Raw genomic sequence first — 21,282 nt, 5'->3', positions numbered from 1 at the left:
TTTAAAGCAGCATAAAACTAACAAACCATCTATGAAGATTTTAGTAACAGGAGCCGTAGGGTTTATTGGTTCACACACAGCAGAGCGCTTGCAAAGTTTGGGACATCAAGTTGTGGGAATCGATAATTTTTCGCCTTATTATAGTGAAAGCTTAAAGAAATTGAATGAAAAAGCACTCCTGGAAAAAGGCATAACTGTTATAAAAAAAGATTTAAGGGATGCCGATCTGGTGCAAAGACTGCCTCAGGATGTTGCCTATATTTTTCATTTTGCTGCCCAACCGGGAATTTCCAAAACATCCACTTTTGAAGACTATTTTACAAACAACATCTTGGCTACCAAAAATCTTATAGATTATGCCTTGCAGCTACCAAATTTAAAAATGTTTGCAAACATAGGAACCTCTTCCATATATGGTTTGGAAGCCACCTTTCCTGAAAGTATGGCACCTAAACCAGCCTCACATTATGGAGTTACCAAATTGGCAGCAGAGCAGTTGGTACTTCAAAAATCAAGGGAAAAGAAAATGAAAGCCTGTTCTTTAAGACTCTATTCGGTAATTGGCCCTCGGGAACGACCGGAGAAAATGTACACCAAACTTATAGCCTGTGCTTTTAATGACCAAGCATTCCCCTTATATAAAGGCTCCGCCACACATTTGAGAAGTTTTACCTATGTTGGGGATATTGTAGATGGTATAGTAAGTATTATCGATAAGGAACATGCAGTTGATGGGGAAATTATCAACTTGGGCACAGAGGTGGAACATACCACACAAGAAGGGATTGAAGCTGTGGAATCCGTAATTGGGAAATCTATTAAAATAGCTCATGTGGAAGCGAGGGCTGGCGATCAGTTACGTACCAAAGCCAATATAGATAAAGCCAAAAAACTGCTTGCTTACAACCCACAAACCACCTTGTTGGATGGGGTTAAAAAGCAGGTGGAATGGTACAAGGCCCATTTTTTAAAATAAAATTTCAATAGTTTTGTCATTAAGGTTTTTGGTATCGAATACAACCTTATAACCTCAGTTTTAATTTCTAACGGTTATTGCATGGATTTCTAGGGTTTCGCTCCCTTACAAAGGGTGTTTTTTGAGTCTTTAATTTTAAACCTTGAACCTTAAAAGGTAATCTGCAGCAGCAAAAGGAGTTGTTTTGTTTTCTTCAATCAATTGCAGTTGTTTTTCCAGGGCGACCTTAATTTCTTTGTCATTGAAAAAATTCGATTTCAAATGCTCCTCAATGGTTTGAATGAGCCAAAATTTATTTTGTTCACTTCGCTTTTTATTAAAATAGGCTGTTTTGGAGGTCAGCGAAACATAATCCTGAATCTGTTCCCAGATATCTTGAATGCCTTCATTTTTTAAGGCACTGCACAACATGACCTTGGGTTGCCATCCGGAAGATTTTTTAGGATACAGGTGCAAGGCCCTGTTAAATTCCACCTTGGCCACTTTGGCTTGTTTTAGGTTGTCCCCATCAGCTTTATTGATGGCTATAAGGTCTGCCATTTCCATAATACCCCGTTTTATACCTTGAAGTTCGTCTCCGGCTCCTGCTAATTTCAATAACAGGAAAAAATCTACCATGCTGTGCACGGCAGTCTCACTTTGTCCCACCCCAACAGTTTCAATTATAATGGTGTCAAAACCAGCAGCTTCACATAAAATAATGGTTTCCCGGGTTTTTCTGGCAACACCCCCAAGCGATTCCCCAGAAGCTGAAGGCCTAATAAAAGCCTTAGGCTCTTTTACCAAAGCTTCCATTCGGGTTTTATCACCTAAAATACTGCCTCTGCTTACCGAGCTGCTTGGGTCTACGGCTAAAACAGCTACTTGTTTTCCCAGACTTGTAGCCAGTAAGCCAAAACTTTCTATAAAGGTGCTTTTGCCTACCCCAGGAACTCCTGTAATACCTATGCGCACAGATTTATTGGCATGTGGCAAACACCCTTTTATAAGGGCATTCGCTTTTTCAAAATGTGCTGGGTTCTTGCTTTCAATAAGGGTAATGGCCCGACTTAAGGCTGTGATATCGCCCTGTAATATTCCGGAAATTAGATCTTCGGTACTGGGTTGTTTGTGACGTTTGGATTTTATCCTAGCAATGGAAGACCTGTTAATGCTTTCAGGTTCTTGAATGCCTTTTTTTTCTTCCAATGCCGATTTTTTTTCTTTTGCCACCTGAGCTATTATTTGTTCAAAAGTTGAGATTCAATATTTGAATTGCTTTTAAAAGATAAAGATATCATTATATTTTCGGAAGTAAAACTAAATTTTTAATGGCTTGTAAAAACAAGCTTAAACCCTTAATCCAACGCCTTGAATCTTAGGGTTTGTTGATTGGAAACCCACACGAACGTACCCTTCGGTAATGTCAGGTTGGGGATTGGAGTTTATAGCTTATTGAGTATAGAGGGTAGAGTATAGAGTATAGAGAATAGAGAATAGAGAATAGAGAATAGAGAATAGAGTATAGAGTATAGATTATAGAGGGTAGAGTATAGAGTATAGAGGATAGATGATAGAGGGTAGGGTATTGAACTTTAAATCTTGAATATTAAACCTAGATCTAAGAACAAAGAATAAAGAACAAAGAACCTTAAACTTTAAACTTTATACAACACAAAGGTTATTTATTTCAATGGCACAACAACTTTTGTGTTATCCCAAGCCATGGTTAAAGATAAATTATCAGTGGAATTATCAAAGCCAATGGTAAACTGTTCCACGGTAGTATCAATTTTTTGGACAGGAACTTCCACATCCACCACATCAAACTCAGGCTCTCTCATGGGTTTCATTTCCATGTCTACGCCCCATGGGTATTCTTTTCTATTGAACATCACATGCCACGTGGAGTCGTTGGGGATGGTCCATAAAGTATATTTTCCAGCAGGAAGGGAGTCGCTACCCACTTTTAAAGGTTTGTTGGTTTCAAAGGTTGTAGCTTCGTTGGCTCCTGTACGCCAAACCTGATTGTAAGGTACCAGCGCTCCAAAAATCTCACGATTCCTTTTGGAAGGTCTATTGTAAAAAACCTTCAATTCAATATCATCTACCTTAAAACTGACAATTTTTTTCGGACTCAATGGTTTTTTCAACAGGCCATCATTTAAAACAGAGTACACAAAAACACCAATAGCAACAAGCACTAAAAGTCCAATGATCCATTTTAAAAATCTATTCATAACTAGCTATTTTTTTGAGAGATAAAGATACTTTAAAAGATATATTAAGTAAAAATGAAACGCAAATTTCTTTCCAAATATTTTAATAACTTCAAAAAAATATCACTTTTTTGCAACAACCCATTTTTTCTGTCGTCTTTAAAGGGAACAAACCAATTAAAAACCAAAAGTAAGGCATGTTTCAAAGCAGCATTATTGAAAAATGCAAACAAAACGATCGCAAGGCACAAATGCAGTTATACAACCAGTACTGCCAGGGCATGTATATTGTGGCAAAGCGATTTTTGAAACAGGATGCTGAAGCCGAAGATATGGTTCAGGAAGCTTTTATTAAAGCGTTTTCCAAACTTCATCAGTATCAAGCTGAGGTCACTTTTGGTGCTTGGTTAAAACGTATTGTCATCAACACCTGTATCGATGCTTTAAAATCCAAAAACCAACAAATGGTCGCTTTGGAAGAGGTGCACCTAAAAGTTGTGGATACAGATGAGAACGACAAATGGTTGGTGGACGATGCTGTTACTTTGGACGACATTAAAGAGGCCATCCTTAAGCTGCCTGAAAAATACAGATATGTGGTCATGCTTTACATTATGGAAGGCTACGACCATCAAGAAATTTCAGAAATCTTAAAAATCTCGGAAGTCGCCTCAAGAACACAGCTATATAGAGGGAAATTACAATTACAAGAACGGTTAAATCAGGTAAAAAATGGCACAAGATATTAGGGAGTTATTCCAAAAGGAGCAAAAAAATGAAACACAGGCAAACCTGCCAGCAGGTCATGAAGCGCGTTTTCTCAAGAAATTGGATGCTGAGTTTTCCAAGACTCCTAAAACAACATGGTCTTGGTGGTATATAGCCGCTAGTATTGTTGTGGTTTTAGGGGTGCGTTTTGGTGCCTTTAAGTACTTTCAAGAACCAGAAAACATCCAAGTGGTGGATACGCCTACGGATACAGATTCCAACAAAGGGGAAATACCAACTAGGACTTTGGGGGATATTTCACCAGATCTAAAAAAGGTGGAAGATTATTACTTGGCGAATATCAATTTTGAATTGTCCAAAGTAACCCTAACCCCAGAAAACAAAGACCTTATAGATGGTTACCTCACCCAGTTGGAGACCTTAAACCAAGAGTATAAACGCATCTCTTTAGAGCTTACCCATTCCGGACCCAACGAGCTAACCGTCAATGCCTTGATTACCAATTTAAAGTTTCGTTTAAACCTCATGTACCGTTTAAAAGAGCAACTGGAAACTTTAAAAACAACCGATTCAATCAGAAAACGAACAAACGTATAAAACAATCTTAAAAATGAAACACATACTCATAACAAGCTTATTTTTTCTAACGGTCTTTGGAACAAAAGCCCAACAAAAACTGGAAAAAATATCCCAATCCATTAAAGTGACCGATCAGGTCACCATAGACTTAAATACCAATTACACCACTATTGAAATAGATACCTGGAACAAGGATCTTATAGAGATAGAAGCATTTGTGGAGAGCAGCTCTCTAAGCAAGGAAGAGTTAAAAACCTATCTGGACAATTGGAAAATACAAGTTGAAGGGTCTAACCATTCGGTAACGATTACTTCAGATGCCGATAACCAAGCTTGGGCCTATAATCATCAAATTTTAAGCGAGCAATCTTTTGGAGCCTTACAGGATCTGGAATTTGAATTGGCCAATATGCCCATTATGGATGGGTTGATGGAATCTTTAGACTTGGCCAATATGCCCAAAATGCCCAAAATGCCGAAATTACCAGAATTGCCCGAAGGCATGACCAAGTCTGATTTCAATTTTGAAAAATATCAAAAGGAAGGCGATGCTTATATGGAAAAATGGAGTAAGGAATATGGTGAAACCTACGGTAAGGAATATGCCAAACGTATGGAAGCTTGGGCCAAACAAGTGGAATCCAGCGAGGAAATGAAAAACTTTCAAAAACGTATGGAAGCTTGGGGAGAACAATTTGGTAAAGAATTTGGAGAGCAATTTGGCAAAGACATGGAAGCCTGGGGGCAACAATTTGAAAAACGCATGGAAGCCAGGGCAGCTGCACTGGAACAACGCATGGAAGCCCAAGAACAGCGCAAAGAAGCCATGGAGGCTAGGGAAGAGGCTTATAGAAACCGAGCCAAAATCCGCTCAAACAGTCAAAAACCCATACAGGCTTCAGATGTTGGTATGAATGACCAAAAAGTGAAAAAGACCATAAAAATCAAGATGCCTAAAAAAGCCAAACTTAATTTGAATGTGCGTTATGGTGAATTGATTATGGCCTCTGTAATTCACAACTTAAAAGCCGATTTGTCACATACCAGTTTCTTGGCAAATGGCATTGATGGAAGTCTCACTTCCATCAATGCTTCTTATTCCCCAGTGACAATTTCCTATTGGAACATGGGGGAATTAAAACTGAATTATGTTGAAAAAGCAGACTTAGGGATGGTTAACAGATTGGCTTTGAGTTCCAATTCATCCAATATCTCTATAGGCGAATTACAAGGCAATGCCATTATTGATGGGAGTTTTGGCGACTTGATTATAGGTCATATCTCAGCTGCTTTCAATAACCTAAACATTGTTTTGGAAAATAGCAAAGCAAGGTTAAGCTTGCCAAAAACCGATTATAATTTTCAATTTAAAGGAACATACTCCAGATTAAAACATCCCAAAAAAACTTCAGACGAGATCAATACGTCTTTTTCCACAGGCAATTTGGCCAGCGATAAAACCATTGTGGTAAATGCCAAGTACAGTCAGGTGACCCTACAATAATTACGGCTTCTAAAAACAAAATCCCAAAGTGTGAACCTTGGGACTTTATATTTTAACACTATTTTAATGAGAAGCTTTTAACCGGCAACACTGTAAGTGGCGTTTGTGGTTTTGGCTTCAGGGTCGTTTGCTAACTAATCTTCTAGCATCACCCAATCACCACTTGAAATTAAAGGTTCAGCTTGCTTGTATTTAAGGGTTTTGTTTTCCCCACTCATCACATGCTTTATGGTTACCTTATCATTTCTTCCAATTTTAGGTTTGTCACGAACAATGGTTTCCACAACCTCTGGTTGACGTTGTGTGTTTCCAGCAGCTCTGTTTTGTGCCGAACGCTCATCTAGATTAGGGATTTCATCTTTCTGTGTTTGTAAATTCTCCTTTTTTCTGGTTTGTTTGGCTTCTTGAATGGCACTGGTTTCCTCACTAGGAAGTTCCCCTTTAAACAAGAAGGATATCACATCTTTGTTTACTTGGTCTATCATGTCCTTGAACAATTCAAAAGCCTCAAACTTGTAAATAAGCAATGGATCTTTCTGTTCGTGAACAGCCAATTGAACCGATTGCTTCAACTCGTCCATTTTACGTAAATGGGTTTTCCAAGCATCGTCTATAATGGCAAGGGTAATGTTTTTCTCAAAATCTGTGATTAACTGTTTCCCTTCGGTTTCATAAGCCTTTTCCAAATCTGTTACCACTTGTAGGGTTTTAACTCCATCGGTAAATGGTACCACAATACGCTTAAATTTATCACGTTGGTTTTCGTACACATTTTTAATAACAGGAAACGCCAATTCGGCATTTCTGGTCATTTTTTCCCTGTAATGCGTAAAGGCTGCTTTATAAACCTGTGAGGCAATGTCTTGAACCGATAGTTTTCCAAAAGCTTCTGCTGTTATTGGGGAGCTCATGGAGAAATAACGAATCAGTTCAAACTCAAAGTTTTTATAATCGTTTGCTGCTTTGTTGGTTTCGGCAATACCTTCCGAAGTATCGTAGATCATATTTGCCAAGTCCACACGCAAACGTTCCCCAAAGAGGGCGTGGTGGCGACGTTTGTAAACCACTTCACGTTGCGAGTTCATCACGTCATCATACTCCAGCAAGCGTTTACGAACGCCAAAGTTGTTTTCCTCTACCTTCTTTTGGGCACGTTCAATGGATTTTGAAATCATGGAATGTTGAATCACTTCACCTTCTTTCAAGCCCATTCGGTCCATCATTTTTGCAATACGCTCACTACCAAAAAGGCGCATTAAATTGTCTTCCAAAGACACATAAAACTGCGAACTTCCTGGGTCTCCTTGACGCCCAGCACGACCACGTAACTGTCTGTCCACACGACGCGAATCGTGACGCTCTGTACCAATAATGGCCAAACCTCCAGCTTTTTTTACGGCTTCCGATAATTTAATGTCCGTACCACGACCAGCCATGTTGGTAGCAATGGTTACCTGACCGGAATTCCCGGCTTCGGCAACAATTTCTGCCTCTTTTTTGTGCTGCTTGGCGTTTAAGACGTTGTGAGGTATTTTTCTAATGCTAAGCATCTTGCCTAACAATTCACTAATCTCTACCGAGGTGGTACCAATCAATACTGGTCGGCCAGCTTCTGATAGTCGGGTGACCTCATCTATAACTGCATTGTATTTTTCACGTTTGGTTTTGTAAACCAAATCCTCTCTGTCGTCTCTGGCAATGGGTCTGTTGGTTGGAATTTCAACCACATCCAATTTGTATATTTCCCAAAACTCACCAGCCTCTGTAACAGCAGTACCTGTCATCCCAGAGAGTTTACGATACATTCTAAAGTAATTTTGAAGCGTAACCGTAGCAAAGGTTTGCGTGGCTGCTTCAATTTTTACATTTTCTTTGGCTTCTATGGCTTGGTGCAATCCATCGCTATAACGACGTCCATCCATGATACGTCCTGTTTGTTCATCAACAATCATGACCTTATTGTCCATAACCACATATTGAATGTCCTTTTCAAATAAGGCATAGGCTTTCAGGAGTTGGTTAAGGGTATGGATACGTTCCGATTTAATCCCAAAATCCCTAAACAATTCTTCCTTGGCTTCAGCTTCGGCTTCTTTGGATAGGTTTTGTGCTTCTATTTTAGCTATTTCGGTTCCAATTTCCGGCATCACAAAAAATTGTGGATCGTCGCTACCGGAAAGATATTCAATCCCTTTATCGGAAAGTTCAATTTGATTGTTTTTTTCTTCAATCACATAATACAACTCGGCATCTACCTTTGGCATCTCCCTGTTGTTGTCGGCCATGTATTGGTTTTCGGTTTTTTGAAGCAATTGCTTGATTCCTTCTTCACTTAAAAACTTAATAAGTGCTTTGTTTTTTGGCATTCCCCTGTACACACGTAACAACTGAAAACCTCCTTCTTTGGTATCGCCTTCAGCGATTAGTTTTTTGGCTTCGGCCAACACACCTGTTAAGTATTTGCGTTGTACCGAAACAATGTCTTCTACTTTTGGTTTTAATGCGTCAAACTCATGGATGTCGCCTTTGGGAACAGGTCCGGAAATAATTAATGGGGTTCTGGCATCATCTACCAATACAGAATCCACCTCATCCACGATGGCAAAATGGTGTGGACGTTGTACCAGGTCGTTTGGCGAGTGGGCCATATTATCACGTAGGTAGTCAAAACCAAATTCGTTGTTAGTTCCGTAGGTAATGTCTGCTAGGTAGGCTTTTTTACGCGCAGCTGAGTTTGGTTGGTGGTAATCAATACAATCCACGGTTAACCCATGGAACTGAAAAATTGGAGCCATCCATGCGCTATCACGTTTCGCCAGGTAATCGTTTACCGTTACCAAGTGTACCCCTTTGCCGGCAAGGGCATTTAAATACATAGGCAAGGTGGCCACTAAGGTTTTACCTTCCCCAGTTTGCATCTCGGCAATTTTACCTTGGTGCATGGCTATACCTCCTATAAGTTGGACATCGTAATGTACCATGTCCCAAGTAATGGGTTTTCCGGCAGCATCCCAGGAATTGGACCAAATGGCCTTCTCGTTATCCAAGCTAACATAATCTTTTTCTCCAGACAGTTCCCTGTCGTAAGTGCTGGCTGTTACCGTAATCTCGGTGTTGTTTACAAAACGCTTGGCTGTTTCTTTAACAACGGCAAAAGCTTCTGGCAAGATCTCGTTCAATACCTCTTCGGTTACCTGATAAATGGTATCTTTAATGCCATCTATTTCTTGATAGATGTCCTCTCTTTTATCAATGTCTTCGGTGGCTTCGGCTTCGGCCATAAGTTTTTCTATGGTCTCGTGGTAAGGTTTCCTGGCTTCAGCAATCTGCTCTTTAAAAGCTGTGGTCTTGGCACGTAACGCGTCGTGGGATAAGCTTTCTAAAGCGGCCTCAAAGGTTTTTATTTTATTTACTAAAGGCATGATGGCCTTGACATCTTGTTTCGACTTGTCGCCGACAAATATTTTTAGTACGGAATCTAAAAGGGTCATTTGTATGTAATTTTTAGTTGTATCAGTTTATGGACCGATAAATATATGTTATGTACTTTTAGAGGTTTTACAACCCTCAAAGGTACGGTTTGTTATTAAGTTTCCCGAAAAATTAAGCACAAAAAAAGTCTCTGAACGAGACTTTTTAATAATTTGTTACTTATTAGTATTCATCCTCATTCCAGAGGTAATCTTCGTCTGTTGGATAATCAGGCCAAATTTCTTGGATTGATTCATATTGGTCTCCCTCGTCTTCAATAGACTGAAGATTTTCAACTACTTCCAATGGTGCTCCTGTTCTAATGGAATAATCAATTAATTCATCTTTAGTTGCAGGCCAAGGCGCATCGCTTAAATATGATGCTAATTCTAATGTCCAATACATTCTTTAATTGTTTTTATTTTTTGCAAAAATAAATTTTTAGTTCATATAAACAAGAAAAAAAGCAATTAATTGCTCATGAAAAAAAAGAACGTGTTTTCTCACTGTTTTTACTGAAAAATAGCCAATGTATTTTCAGGTGTTTACAGTGAAAGAGACGGATTAATACTTTTCGGGAATCCATTTAATTTCGTCTGCTTTTAAATCAGAAGACAACTTTCGTGCCAAGACAAAAAGGAAGTCAGATAGACGGTTTAAATACCTAAGTGTGTTTGGTTCTATGGGTTCCAAATCGTTTAAGGCAGTTGCCAAACGTTCGGCCCTACGGCACACACAGCGTGCTATGTGACAGAATGACACGGTTTGGTGTCCTCCCGGAAGGATAAAGTTGGTCATGGGTGGTAAACTCTCATTCATCTGGTCCATTTCCGTTTCCAGACGCTCTATGTTTGCATCCGATATTTTAGGGATGTTTAAACGTTCCTTACCACTTTTTAATAGGGCTTTATCTGGGTCTGTAGCCAAAATGGCACCAACCGTAAAGAGCCTGTCTTGAATATGCGATAACAAGTCTTTGTAGTGCGCATCCATGTCTTGATCTTTTAACAAGCCTATATGGGCATTCAATTCATCAACGGTACCATAACTTTCTATGCGTATGTGGTGTTTTGGCACCCTGGTGCCACCAAATAAGGCCGTGGTGCCTTTATCTCCTGTTTTTGTGTAAATTTTCATGTGATAAAGTTAAAATGAAAAAGTGAAAAGGCAAAAGGTTATAGGTTAAAAAGTGATAAGGCATAAGGGAAAAAGATATAAGGGAAAAGGCGTAAGAGAAAAGCTTATAGGTTAAGAGTGACGTGTGAAAGGTGAAACGTGATACGTTTTGTACATAAGGGGTAAAACTAAAGGAAAAGGTTCAAACTTGAAATTTAAAAAATATATTTACCTAACACCTAACACCTAACACCTAACACCTAACACCTAACACCTAACACCTAGTGCCTTATAACAAAATCCTCTTTAGCCTGTTCTTTCCTAAAAAACACCAAGCCCCAAAAAAATGTATCGATGGTCACTGTCACCTGAGGGTGTTTTTTAATATGCTCCCAAGCTTCTGTCATGTCTTTGGACCAGTAAATATCATCAAAAATAAACACCGAATCGTTGTGGGCTTTGGGCAGTAGGGTTTTAAAGTATCTTAAAGTGGCTTCCTTGCTGTGGTTGCCATCAAAAAACACCAAATCAAAATGGGTTTGTTTTAAAGCTGTCAACTGGGTGTCAAAATCCCCAACAAGAAGTTTGATGTTTTCAGTGATTTTTAAATAGGTCTTGGCAGTGTCCGATATAGCTTGGCAGCCTTCAATGCTGGTCAGGCTGGCCTTGGGCTGTCCTATATGCAAAGCTTGGGTTGCAATACCTAGGGACGTGCCTAATTCCAAAAGTTGTTCACATTGTAAATACCGCACCAATCTAAAAAGCAATTTGGCTCTTTTAAACGAGGTTCCGGAGTGCTTGGCAATAGAGGAGATAGGTCTTGTAGTATGATTGGATACCTTGGAACCAGCACCTAAATCCGTGATGTTCAAGACCTGCTTGTTGGATAACAATTGATTTCGGTAGGCTTTTAGCTCTTGGTATTCGGGATAGGTTTTACTGTCATAAAAACATTTGGTAACCAGATTGTACACAAAAGGGGAATGGACCCCATGTTGGTTGGTGGACTTTAATAGAAATTTTATGTATTGTTTTTGTTGGTACACGGTTTCTGTTGTCTGTTACCTGCCTGTCGGTAGACAGGTTTGTTATAGATTTTTAGTTATCCCATAATTTTTTAAATTCAACTCACAACTCACAACTCACAACTCACATCTCACAACACCTAACACCTCACAACCGATAACTGACAACCGACAACCCTCACCCCTCCAGTTTCGAACTTAATTCAAACCAGCGTAACTCCTTGGCTTCAATTTCATCCATGATCTCTTGCAGTTTTTGGGATAAGTCCTGTATCTGTTCTGGACTTAGGCTATCGTCATGGAATTTGGCTTCCAAGGCTTTCTTGTCGTACTCCAGCGAGCTTAATTTACTTTCAATATTTTTATATTCTTTTTGCTCGTTGTAAGACAGTTTGTTGTTGCTGTCTTTTTTCCATTCTTTTTTGTCCTTTTTGGTTTCGTTGATGGAAGACTCTTGTGGCAGACTGTCTTCATAGCTTCTAAAATCGCTATAATTCCCTGGAAAATCTTCTATGAGCCCTTCACCTCTAAACACAAATAGATGGTCCACAACCTTATCCATAAAATACCGGTCGTGCGAAACCACTATCAAACAGCCGGGAAAATCCAATAAAAAACTTTCCAAAACATTTAAGGTAACAATATCCAGGTCGTTGGTGGGCTCATCCAGAATTAAAAAGTTGGGGTTTTGAATCAAAACAGTACATAGGTACAAGCGTTTACGTTCTCCGCCACTTAGCTTTTCAACAAAATCATATTGTTTTTTTCTGTCAAATAAAAAGCGTTCCAAGAGTTGTTGCGCACTAATCTGTCTGCCTTTTTTTAAAGGGATGTACTCACCAAACTCCTTAATGACATCAATAACTTTTTGTTCTGGTTTTACATGAATGCCTGCTTGGGTATAATACCCCATCTGTACCGTTTCACCCACTACAATTTTACCCGAATCCGGTGCTTGTGTTTGGGTAATCAGATTTAAAAAAGTCGATTTACCCGTTCCATTTTTCCCTATAATCCCCAAGCGTTCCCCTCGTTGAAAAGTGTAATCAAAGCCATCCAGGATTATTTTGTCTTTGTAAGCTTTGGACACCTTGTGCAGTTCCAAAATCTTACTGCCCAAACGTTCCATGTTCAATTCCAATTGCACCTCATGGTCGTTGCGACGTTGCTGGGCTTTGTGTTTGATGTCGTGAAAATCGTCTATGCGCGATTTGGACTTGGTGGTTCTGGCTTTGGGTTGCTTGCGCATCCATTCCAGTTCTTTTTTAAATAGTTGTTTGGTTTTGCCAAGTTCCACAGCCTCATTTTCTATTCGGGCTTCCCTTTTTTCCAGATAGTAGGAGTAGTTTCCTTTATAAGTAAACAGTTCCCCTTGGTCCAATTCAATAATTTCATTGCACACACGTTCCAGAAAGTACCTGTCGTGCGTCACCATAAACAAGGTCATCTGTTCCTTGGCAAAAAAATCCTCCAGCCACTCAATCATTTCCAGGTCCAGGTGATTGGTAGGCTCATCCAAAATCAACAAATCCGGTTTTTTCAATAGGGCTATGGCCAAAGCCAAACGTTTTTTCTGACCTCCAGAAAGGGTGCTTACTTTTTGGTTTAGGTTTTCCAGTTTTAATTGAAACAGGATTTGCTTGTATTGGGTTTCAAAATCCCAGGCCTGATGACTTTCCATCTGTTCAAAGGCCTTCTGAAATGCTTCGGTGTCCTCAGGATGTTCCAAAGCTTTTTCATAAGCTTTTATCACATCCAAAACTGGGTTTTTGGTGTCAAAAATAGCGGCTTCAACCGTTAAGTTGGGGTTCAAATCCGGGTCCTGCGCCAGAAAGGCGACCTGGATGTCTTTCCTGTAAACAATGCTGCCCGAATCTGGACTGTCTTTTCCAGAGAGCATGTTTAGGATGGATGTTTTTCCAGTCCCATTTTTAGCGACAAAGGCAATTTTTTGGTCTTTGTGGATGCTAAAAGAAAGGTCTTGGAAGAGGGTTAACTCTCCGTAAGATTTCGAAATATGTTCAACGGTTAAGTAGTTCAAAACAGCTATTTTTTGCAAATAAACGTATAAAAACCAAAATTAACCACATTAGTTTTGATATTCCTACTGAAAAGTTATATTTGTGAATAAACTATAAAGTACCTCATGAAGCAGCCCTTCGTTCTTGGATGTATCCTTTTGTGTATGTGTATCATGTCTTGTATTCCAAATAAGGATTTGGTGTATTTGCAACATATGGAACAGGCCACAGATAGCACCCAGGTGATTACTGAAAAACAAAAACCTTATCGAATTCAGATCAACGACATTTTAAACATCCGTGTCAAGGCCTTGGAACAGGACAATGTGCAAATTTTTAACCCGGTTGGCGAAGAAAACCTAAATGCCGATGGCGATGAACGAGCCTATTTTGATGGTTTTACGGTGGATTTACATGGAAACATACGCATCCCGGTTTTGGGGGAAATCAATGTGTTGGGATATACCACAGAAGAAATCGAGCAACTGTTGGAGAAAAAGCTACTGGAAGAGGAGTTTAAGGAAACAGCCAATATTTTTGTATCGGTGAAGCTTACGGGCATTCGCTATACGGTAAATGGGGAAGTGGGAAGCACTGGTACCAAAACCCTGTACCAAGCCAGGGTGAATATATTTGAAGCCTTGGCCAATGCAGGTGATATTCAAATGACGGGCAACCGTAAAGATGTGTTGGTAATTAGGCAATACCCACAAGGACAGCAAATCCATCATGTCAACCTTTTGGATGCCAAGGTCATGCAATCGCCTTATTATTACATCCAGCCCAACGATATCATTTATGTCAAGCCCTTAAAGCAAAAATCCTGGGGTACGGGAACCACTACCATGCAAACCGTTGGCACCATTGTAACAGCCTTGTCTTTAGTAACCACAACCCTATTGTTAATAGATAGAATTTAGGCCATGGCAGAATACGAATATGAAGATATAGACCAAGGAGAGAGTGGAAGTATCAACTTCGATTTTAGGGGGTATTTATTTAAGGTATTAAACCTGTGGAAATTTGTGCTGGCCTGTATTGGGGTAGCCCTAATTATCGCTTATTTTATCAATGTTAGAAAACAAAACGTTTATAAACTGGATTCCTTAATCTCCGTTGAGAACGACCAGAATCCCTTTTTTACGGCCAATACCAGTATTTCCTTCAACTGGGGAGGGGTGTCTGGAAAAATGGGCAAAACCATTACCACCCTTCAAACCCGAACGCACAACGAAAAAGTGGTGGATTCCTTAAAATCCTATATGAATTACTTTGTGGAAGGGAAATACCGTAAGGTGGATGTTTACAAGGATGCCCCTTTTGTTTTTGAATTGGATAAGACCAAGCCACAGGTGTTGGGACATTTTATAGGGGTGCGATTTTTGTCTGGGGACAGCTTTGAAATTTTTACTGAGTTTGAATCCGAAAAAGGGTCTGGACAAATCTATGACACCAAAGCACGTGTTCCTGTTTCCTTGCCTGTAGGACCCTTTAGCAAACAATATCAAATAGGGGAGCTTATCGATCTGCCTTTTTTACATGGGGTGATAAAACCAAGAAATGAACGGACCATTAAATCGGGGCTGGAATTTTTTCTTCAATTCAGTAATTTTGATAATGTGGTCCATGGCTACAAACAAGGCATCGGGGTAAAGCCTTACAGCAATTCTTCAGCCTCTGTTTTGGTACTGTCTTTGGCAGGTACCAACAAAGCCAAAATTGTGGATTATTTAAATACCACGGCAGTTATTTTAAGCGAGTCTGAGCTGGAACGCAAAAACCTTTATGCTACCAATACCATTAAGTTTATTGACAGTAGTTTGGCAGCTGTGAATGCCAATTTAAAAGATTATGGCGAGGAAATGAACACCTTCCGTAAAGAGAATAAGGTGTTTGATGTGTCTATGGAAATGACTGAGATTTCCAACAAATTAAAAGACTTGGAATCCCAAAAGGAAGTTGAAATCACCAAGCTGAATTATTTGGACGCCTTAGAAACCTACCTGCGTACCAAAACCGATTATACACGTATTGCAGCACCCAGTTCGGTTGGGATTGAGGAAGCAAACATCATGAGTTCGGTTTCCAAAATCACGGCTTTGGCCATAGAACGTCAAAGCATGGAGTACTCCATGAGGGAAGATTCTGAAATTTTTAAAGATATAGACCGACGCATCAATGCCGAAAAGAATGTGTTGTTGGAGACCATTGATGCGACCAAGAGCACCATTAAAACCTTAATGAATTCCTTGCAACGTAACATTGCAAACCTGGAAGCCAAATTAAGTGGCTTGCCAGAAGACCAGCAGGAGTTTTTAAAGATCCAACGTAAATTGGATATCAGTCAGGAGGCCTATAATGTGTATATGGACAAACGCAGTGAGGCAGCCATAGTAAAGGCAGCAAACGTATCTGATATCAGTATTATAGATGAAGCCAAAGACATTGGTGGGGGCTTGATAGGCCCCAACAAATCCTTGAATTATATGATGGGGTTGATGCTTGGGTTTTTTATCCCTATGTTTCTCATCTTTGTCATCTTTTTATTGGATCATACCATTCATGGGTCCGATGAGGTAGAACGCTTGTCGAAAATCCCTATTATTGGATTGATTGGAAAATACCGATACCATAACAACTTAGTGGTTTTTGAAAAACCCAAGTCGGCTGTGGCAGAGTCTTTTCGTTCCATCCGTTCCAGTTTGCAGTTCCTTTTAAATAAGGCTCCAAGGGAGGGTGGAAGAACCATCATGATTACCTCTTCGGTATCCGGGGAAGGGAAAACCTTTTGTTCCATCAATGTTGCTACGGTCTATGCCCTAAGTGGTAAGAAAACCATTTTACTGGGACTGGATTTGCGTAAGCCAAAAATATTTGATGATTTTAATTTGAGTAACGATAATGGGATGGTAAACTATTTGATAGGTGAAAAACCTTTTGATGAGGTCAAATACCAAACCCATATAGATAATTTAGACGTGGTCCCTGCAGGGCCTATCCCTCCAAACCCTTCCGAATTGTTGATGAGCCCCAAATTAAAAGAACTGATTGCAACTTTAAGGGAGAACTATGATATCATCATTCTGGACACCCCTCCTTTAGGTTTGGTAACCGATGCCTTGGAATTGGTAAAATATGCCGATACCTCTTTGTTTATGATCCGTTTGGATTATACAAAAAAAGGGATGTTGCAATTGATCAATGCCAAATACCGTGCTGGGGAAATAAAGAACATCCATTTCATTTTGAATTTCTACAAGCACAAAACCAATCATAATTATGGCTATGGCTATGGTTATGGCTATGGTTATGGCTATGGGGTGTATGGCAATGCCTATCACGAATCGGGAGATAAGGGCATCTTTAAGAAGGTGAAGGCCTTTTTAAAGCGGATTTGAGATTATCTGAGACGTGAGGCGTGAGGCGTGAGAGGTGAGAGGTGAGATGTGAGAATTGCAAAGGGATTGTCAGTCTGAGCTGAGCCTGTCCTGAGCATATCGAAGGGTCGAAGACGCTTGTTAAGAAGTAATTTGCTTGCAATTCGATATTTAGATTGCACTTCGACAGGCTCAGTGTGACAAAAAATAGGCTTACTCAGTGTGACAAAAAACAGGTGTGAGAAGTGAGATGTGAGAGGTGAATAGTGAGAAGGGATGTGCATTTATTAATACATTATTTCATTAACACATTAACTCATTAAAAAAAAAAGCTATTAATCAATAATATAAGACTATGAATAACGATAAAATAACCATTGTAGGATTAGGTTATGTAGGCTTGCCTTTAGCCGTGGAATTTGCCAAAAAGTATCCTGTGGTTGGATTCGACATCAATACCAAACGTATTGCCGAACTTCAAGCAGGCAAAGACCGTACTTTGGAAGTGGAGGACAAGCATTTAAAACAGGTATTGCTTTCAGAAAACAAGGGTCAAAACGGACTGTATGTCACCGACCAATTGGAAGCCTTGGCCGATTCCAATGTGTACATCATTACCGTGCCAACGCCTACAGACGACCTAAACAAGCCTATTTTTACGCCGTTGGTAAAAGCCAGTGAAAGCATTGGGAAGGTTTTAAAAAAAGGCGATATCGTTATTTATGAGTCCACGGTTTACCCAGGTGTTACAGAAGACATCTGTGTGCCTATTTTAGAAGCCCAATCTGGTTTGAAGTTCAATACTGATTTTTATGCAGGCTATTCCCCAGAACGTATCAATCCGGGAGATAAAAAACATACGGTGACCAAAATATTGAAGGTAACCTCGGGTTCCACCCCAGAAATAGCCAAGGTGGTGGATGACCTCTATAAATCCATTATCACGGCAGGTACCCATATGGCTCCTTCCATCAAGGTGGCAGAAGCTGCCAAAGTGATAGAAAACTCACAAAGGGATATCAACATAGCCTTTGTAAACGAACTCTCTAAAATCTTCAGGCTTTTGGATATCGATACCAAAGCCGTTTTGGAAGCTGCAGGAACCAAATGGAATTTCATTAATTTTACCCCAGGTCTGGTTGGCGGACATTGTATTGGGGTAGATCCCTATTACCTGGCTCAAAAAGCTATCGAATCGGGCTATAACCCTGAAATCATCTTGGCAGGGCGAAAAATGAATGATAGCATGGGGTCTTATGTCGCTACGGAAACGGTGAAAATGATGATTAAAAAAGGAGCGACCATCAAAGGCGCCAAGGTGCTGGTTTTGGGCATTACCTTTAAAGAAAATTGTCCAGACATACGGAATTCCAGGGTGATTGATATCATTAGGGAATTTGAAAGTTATGACGTGAATGTAGATGTCTTTGATCCTTGGGCTTCTTCCGAGGAAGTTAAGGAAGAATATGGCTTCGATTTGTTGTGCCACAAAAATGACTTAGGTGAGAATTATGATGCAGTGGTCTTGGCAGTGTGCCATAAAGAATTCCTGAAGTTGGATTTGCAAAAGTTAAAATCCCCAATCGGTGTTATTTTCGACGTCAAGTCCTTACTGCCAAAAGAGACTGTTGACGGACGATTGTAGGGACAGGTCGTGTCCTGTCCTTATGGGTGATGATGGTGGTGGTGGACAGGTCGTGTCCTGTCCTTACGGGTGATGCGTTAAACGTGAAGCGTGGCAAATGCAAAGCATTCACAAACATCTATTTATAAAAATAATAGTGTGTGAGTAATCTGTTTCATGGAATGCTAAACTGTTTCATGGAATGCTAAAATAGCCTTGTTATAACAAAGTACTGAAATCACATGAAACCAGGCTTCATCTACATCCTAACAAACAAAAACAACACTACTTTATATATAGGTGTAACCTCAGATATAGTAACAAGAATCAAACAACATAAAGAAAAACAGAACCACAAATCATTTACAGCTAAATACAATTTGGATAAACTGGTATATTTTGAAGCTTTTCAAATGATAGGTGATGCAATTGGAAGAGAAAAACAATTAAAAGCTGGTAATAGAACAAAAAAAGTATCGCTTATTGAACGTATTAATCCAGAATGGCTTGATTTGTATGAGAAGGTAAAGAGGGAGTTTGGATATGAAGAAGAGGAGTGAGGTGTTATAAGCAAATTAATAAGCGTCATTGCGAGCCTTCACCACCAAAGCCGTCATTGCGAGGACGAAGGACGAAGCAATCTTATGGAAGGTTGGAGGATTATGTTAAACTGATGAACACAAATTTTAAAAATAATTATGTGTAAGTATTCTGTTTCATGAAGCACTTTATTAAATGAGTTGTATCCTAAAACAAAAAATGATAGGCTCACACTAGTAGTATGACTAGAAGTGTAGGATGAAATAAGTTACGGATTGCCACGTCACTCCTAAAGTCGTTCCTCGCAATGACACCGTATTTTTGGGGCTCACAAAAAAAGAAGAGTCATGTTCTTGAATTTCAACTAATAAAATGAACTATAAACTATTTTAGTTTTAGTGTTTCAGTAAAACACTTACTTTTAGTTTTTCAACAAACTAAGTATCATGTATCAAAACCCATATCACAATCAAGACATATCAACTCTTAGCTTTTTAGTTACAGGAGGAGCAGGCTTCAACCCATGAAATGATGACAAATTTAGAGTCTCCATATTATTATGTGTATATTTTACTGTCAAAAAAGGATGGTAAAAAATATACTGGTTATACAAAAGATTTGTCATCAAGATTTGAGGCTCATCAAAAAGGAAAAGTGACATCAACAAAGCATAGAAGACCATTTGAATTAATATATTTTGAAGGCTGCATATCTCAAGAGGATGCCTTAAAACGAGAAAAATATTTTAAAACACATTATGGAAAGATGTTTTTAGGAAATCGCCTCAAATCTTATTTCACAGGTCAAGATCAAAATATATTTAATAATGATGGAAAATAAAATTAAAGACTACAAATATTTAGTAACTGGAGGAGCCGGGTTCATTGGAAGCAACCTAGTTGAATACCTCCTAAAACACAAGGCCAAAAAAGTAAGGGTGTTGGACGATTTTTCCAACGGCTATCGAGAAAACCTTACCGAATTCAGGGGCCATCCTGCCTTTGAATTGATGGAAGGAGACATTCGGGATTTGGAAACCTGTAAGCAAGCGATGAAGGGCATGGACTATGTATCGCATCAGGCAGCTTTAGGGTCTGTACCACGTTCCATAAACGATCCGGCAACCACCAATGCGGTTAATATCTCTGGATTTTTAAACATGATGATTGCTTTAAAAGACAGTCCTAGTGTAAAACGAATGGTGTATGCTGCTTCCAGTTCTACTTATGGCGATAGTAAAACCTTGCCCAAAGTAGAGGCGCAGATTGGCAAACCTTTATCGCCATATGCCGTGACCAAATACGTGAACGAACTCTATGCCGATGTGTTTGGTAAAACCTATGGCACAGATGTGGTAGGTTTGCGCTATTTTAATGTGTTTGGCCCCAAGCAGAGTCCCAATGGGGCTTATGCAGCCGTCATTCCTTTATTTATGCAGGCCTTAAAGGATGGTGTGTCGCCAACCATTAATGGGGATGGGGAGCAAACCCGCGACTTTACCTTTGTGGCCAATGCCGTGCAAGCCAACATCAAAGGGTTTTTTGCTTCCAAGGAGGCCTCTAATGAGGTGTTTAATGTGGCTTGTGGTGAGCGGATTTCAGTTAATTATTTGTGGCAGGCCTTAAGCGAGGCAGCAGATTCAAAGCTAAAAGCCATCCACGGTCCGGAACGTCAAGGGGATGTTCGGGATTCTTTGGCTGATATTTCTAAGGCTGAGAAGTTGTTGGGCTACCAACCTGAGTATTCGGTTAGGGAGGGCTTAAAATTGACTTGGGATTATTTTAATAAATAAGCTGTCATTGATAGTCCTTCTCTGAAAGCGTCATTGCGAGCGAAGCGTGGCAAATGCAAAGCATTCACAAACACCTATTTATAAAAATAATAGTGTGTGAGTAATCTGTTTCATGGAGCGCTAAATAAACCAAGTTGTTACTTTATTTCTAAAAACAGTTGGAATATTATTAAAACAGGTGTATTTTAATTAAAGTTTAAATTGAGATATTATCAATTTAATAAACTAGTTATAAAAACAATAACTAAACCAGGGCTCCTCCCTTTAGTTAAAGGGAGGTGGCTAAACCGACGACGGAAGGTTTAGACGGAGGGTTTGTAATTTAAAATT

17 protein-coding genes are annotated in these 21,282 nt (G+C 39.5%); 10 read left to right on the top strand and 7 right to left on the bottom strand.

Features of this window, described 5'->3' with window-relative positions; all coding sequences use genetic code 11:
- The first annotated feature begins 31 nt into the window (after positions 1-31).
- A complete protein-coding gene (locus tag AACY93_RS03295; RefSeq protein WP_286854402.1) occupies positions 32-976 on the top strand; it encodes an NAD-dependent epimerase/dehydratase family protein in 945 nt (314 codons plus the stop codon).
- 135 nt (positions 977-1,111) lie between these two features.
- On the opposite strand, the gene meaB is transcribed toward AACY93_RS03295, so the two are convergent.
- Positions 1,112-2,188, bottom strand: a complete 1,077-nt coding sequence (gene meaB / locus AACY93_RS03290) for a methylmalonyl Co-A mutase-associated GTPase MeaB (protein ID WP_286854401.1) — start codon at positions 2,186-2,188, stop codon at positions 1,112-1,114.
- Between the two features lie 452 nt (positions 2,189-2,640).
- A complete protein-coding gene (locus AACY93_RS03285) occupies positions 2,641-3,195 on the bottom strand; it encodes a DUF2911 domain-containing protein (protein WP_007648583.1) in 555 nt (184 codons plus the stop codon).
- Positions 3,196-3,371: 176 nt separating this feature from the next.
- Between AACY93_RS03285 and AACY93_RS03280 the strand changes: the two genes are divergently transcribed.
- Genes AACY93_RS03280 through AACY93_RS03270 form a run of 3 tightly spaced genes read left to right on the top strand, consistent with a single transcriptional unit; the run spans position 3,372 to position 5,986 of the window.
- On the top strand, positions 3,372-3,923 hold the full coding sequence (locus AACY93_RS03280; RefSeq protein ID WP_286854400.1) for an RNA polymerase sigma factor: 552 nt from the start codon (positions 3,372-3,374) through the stop codon (positions 3,921-3,923).
- The gene (locus tag AACY93_RS03275) at positions 3,907-4,500 is read left to right on the top strand and encodes a hypothetical protein (RefSeq protein ID WP_286854399.1); all 594 of its coding nucleotides are present in this window, start codon (positions 3,907-3,909) and stop codon (positions 4,498-4,500) included. The genes AACY93_RS03280 and AACY93_RS03275 overlap by 17 nt, the downstream gene beginning before the upstream one ends.
- Positions 4,501-4,513: 13 nt before the next feature.
- Positions 4,514-5,986, top strand: a complete 1,473-nt coding sequence (locus tag AACY93_RS03270; RefSeq protein WP_286854398.1) for a hypothetical protein — start codon at positions 4,514-4,516, stop codon at positions 5,984-5,986.
- 134 nt (positions 5,987-6,120) lie between these two features.
- On the opposite strand, the gene secA is transcribed toward AACY93_RS03270, so the two are convergent.
- The 5 genes from secA to AACY93_RS03245 all read right to left on the bottom strand — a co-directional run bounded on the left by secA (position 6,121) and on the right by AACY93_RS03245 (position 13,639).
- Positions 6,121-9,477: a preprotein translocase subunit SecA gene (gene secA / locus AACY93_RS03265; RefSeq protein ID WP_286854396.1), complete on the bottom strand. Its 3,357-nt coding sequence runs from the start codon at positions 9,475-9,477 to the stop codon at positions 6,121-6,123.
- 163 nt (positions 9,478-9,640) lie between these two features.
- The gene (locus tag AACY93_RS03260; protein ID WP_007648604.1) at positions 9,641-9,862 is read right to left on the bottom strand and encodes a DUF2795 domain-containing protein; all 222 of its coding nucleotides are present in this window, start codon (positions 9,860-9,862) and stop codon (positions 9,641-9,643) included.
- A 159-nt stretch (positions 9,863-10,021) separates the two neighbouring features.
- A complete protein-coding gene (locus tag AACY93_RS03255; protein WP_286854394.1) occupies positions 10,022-10,594 on the bottom strand; it encodes a cob(I)yrinic acid a,c-diamide adenosyltransferase in 573 nt (190 codons plus the stop codon).
- Between the two features lie 260 nt (positions 10,595-10,854).
- Positions 10,855-11,619 (bottom strand): class I SAM-dependent methyltransferase, encoded by a 765-nt coding sequence (locus tag AACY93_RS03250; protein WP_286854393.1) that lies wholly within the window; start codon positions 11,617-11,619, stop codon positions 10,855-10,857.
- Between the two features lie 157 nt (positions 11,620-11,776).
- The gene (locus AACY93_RS03245) at positions 11,777-13,639 is read right to left on the bottom strand and encodes an ABC-F family ATP-binding cassette domain-containing protein (RefSeq protein ID WP_286854392.1); all 1,863 of its coding nucleotides are present in this window, start codon (positions 13,637-13,639) and stop codon (positions 11,777-11,779) included.
- Positions 13,640-13,744: 105 nt separating this feature from the next.
- Here AACY93_RS03245 and AACY93_RS03240 point away from each other — a divergent pair, with 105 nt between their 5' ends.
- From AACY93_RS03240 to AACY93_RS03215, 6 genes are all read left to right on the top strand, one after another.
- Positions 13,745-14,539, top strand: coding sequence for a polysaccharide biosynthesis/export family protein (locus AACY93_RS03240; RefSeq protein WP_286854391.1), 795 nt, complete (start codon positions 13,745-13,747; stop codon positions 14,537-14,539).
- A gap of 3 nt (positions 14,540-14,542) precedes the next feature.
- Positions 14,543-17,017: a tyrosine-protein kinase gene (locus AACY93_RS03235; RefSeq protein ID WP_286854390.1), complete on the top strand. Its 2,475-nt coding sequence runs from the start codon at positions 14,543-14,545 to the stop codon at positions 17,015-17,017.
- A 334-nt stretch (positions 17,018-17,351) separates the two neighbouring features.
- A complete protein-coding gene (locus tag AACY93_RS03230; protein ID WP_286854389.1) occupies positions 17,352-18,641 on the top strand; it encodes a nucleotide sugar dehydrogenase in 1,290 nt (429 codons plus the stop codon).
- A gap of 221 nt (positions 18,642-18,862) precedes the next feature.
- A complete protein-coding gene (locus AACY93_RS03225; protein ID WP_286854388.1) occupies positions 18,863-19,180 on the top strand; it encodes a GIY-YIG nuclease family protein in 318 nt (105 codons plus the stop codon).
- A gap of 508 nt (positions 19,181-19,688) precedes the next feature.
- Positions 19,689-20,000 (top strand): GIY-YIG nuclease family protein, encoded by a 312-nt coding sequence (locus tag AACY93_RS03220; RefSeq protein ID WP_286854387.1) that lies wholly within the window; start codon positions 19,689-19,691, stop codon positions 19,998-20,000.
- A complete protein-coding gene (locus tag AACY93_RS03215) occupies positions 19,987-20,952 on the top strand; it encodes an SDR family oxidoreductase (protein ID WP_286854386.1) in 966 nt (321 codons plus the stop codon). Before AACY93_RS03220 ends, AACY93_RS03215 begins: the two co-directional genes overlap by 14 nt.
- The last annotated feature ends 330 nt before the right edge of the window (positions 20,953-21,282 follow it).

Source organism: uncultured Xanthomarina sp. (assembly GCF_963971605.1).
Classification (GTDB): Bacteria; Bacteroidota; Bacteroidia; order Flavobacteriales; family Flavobacteriaceae; genus Xanthomarina; species Xanthomarina gelatinilytica.
Note: the sequence above shows the minus strand (reverse complement) of the source record. Positions and strands in the feature narration are given on the sequence as shown.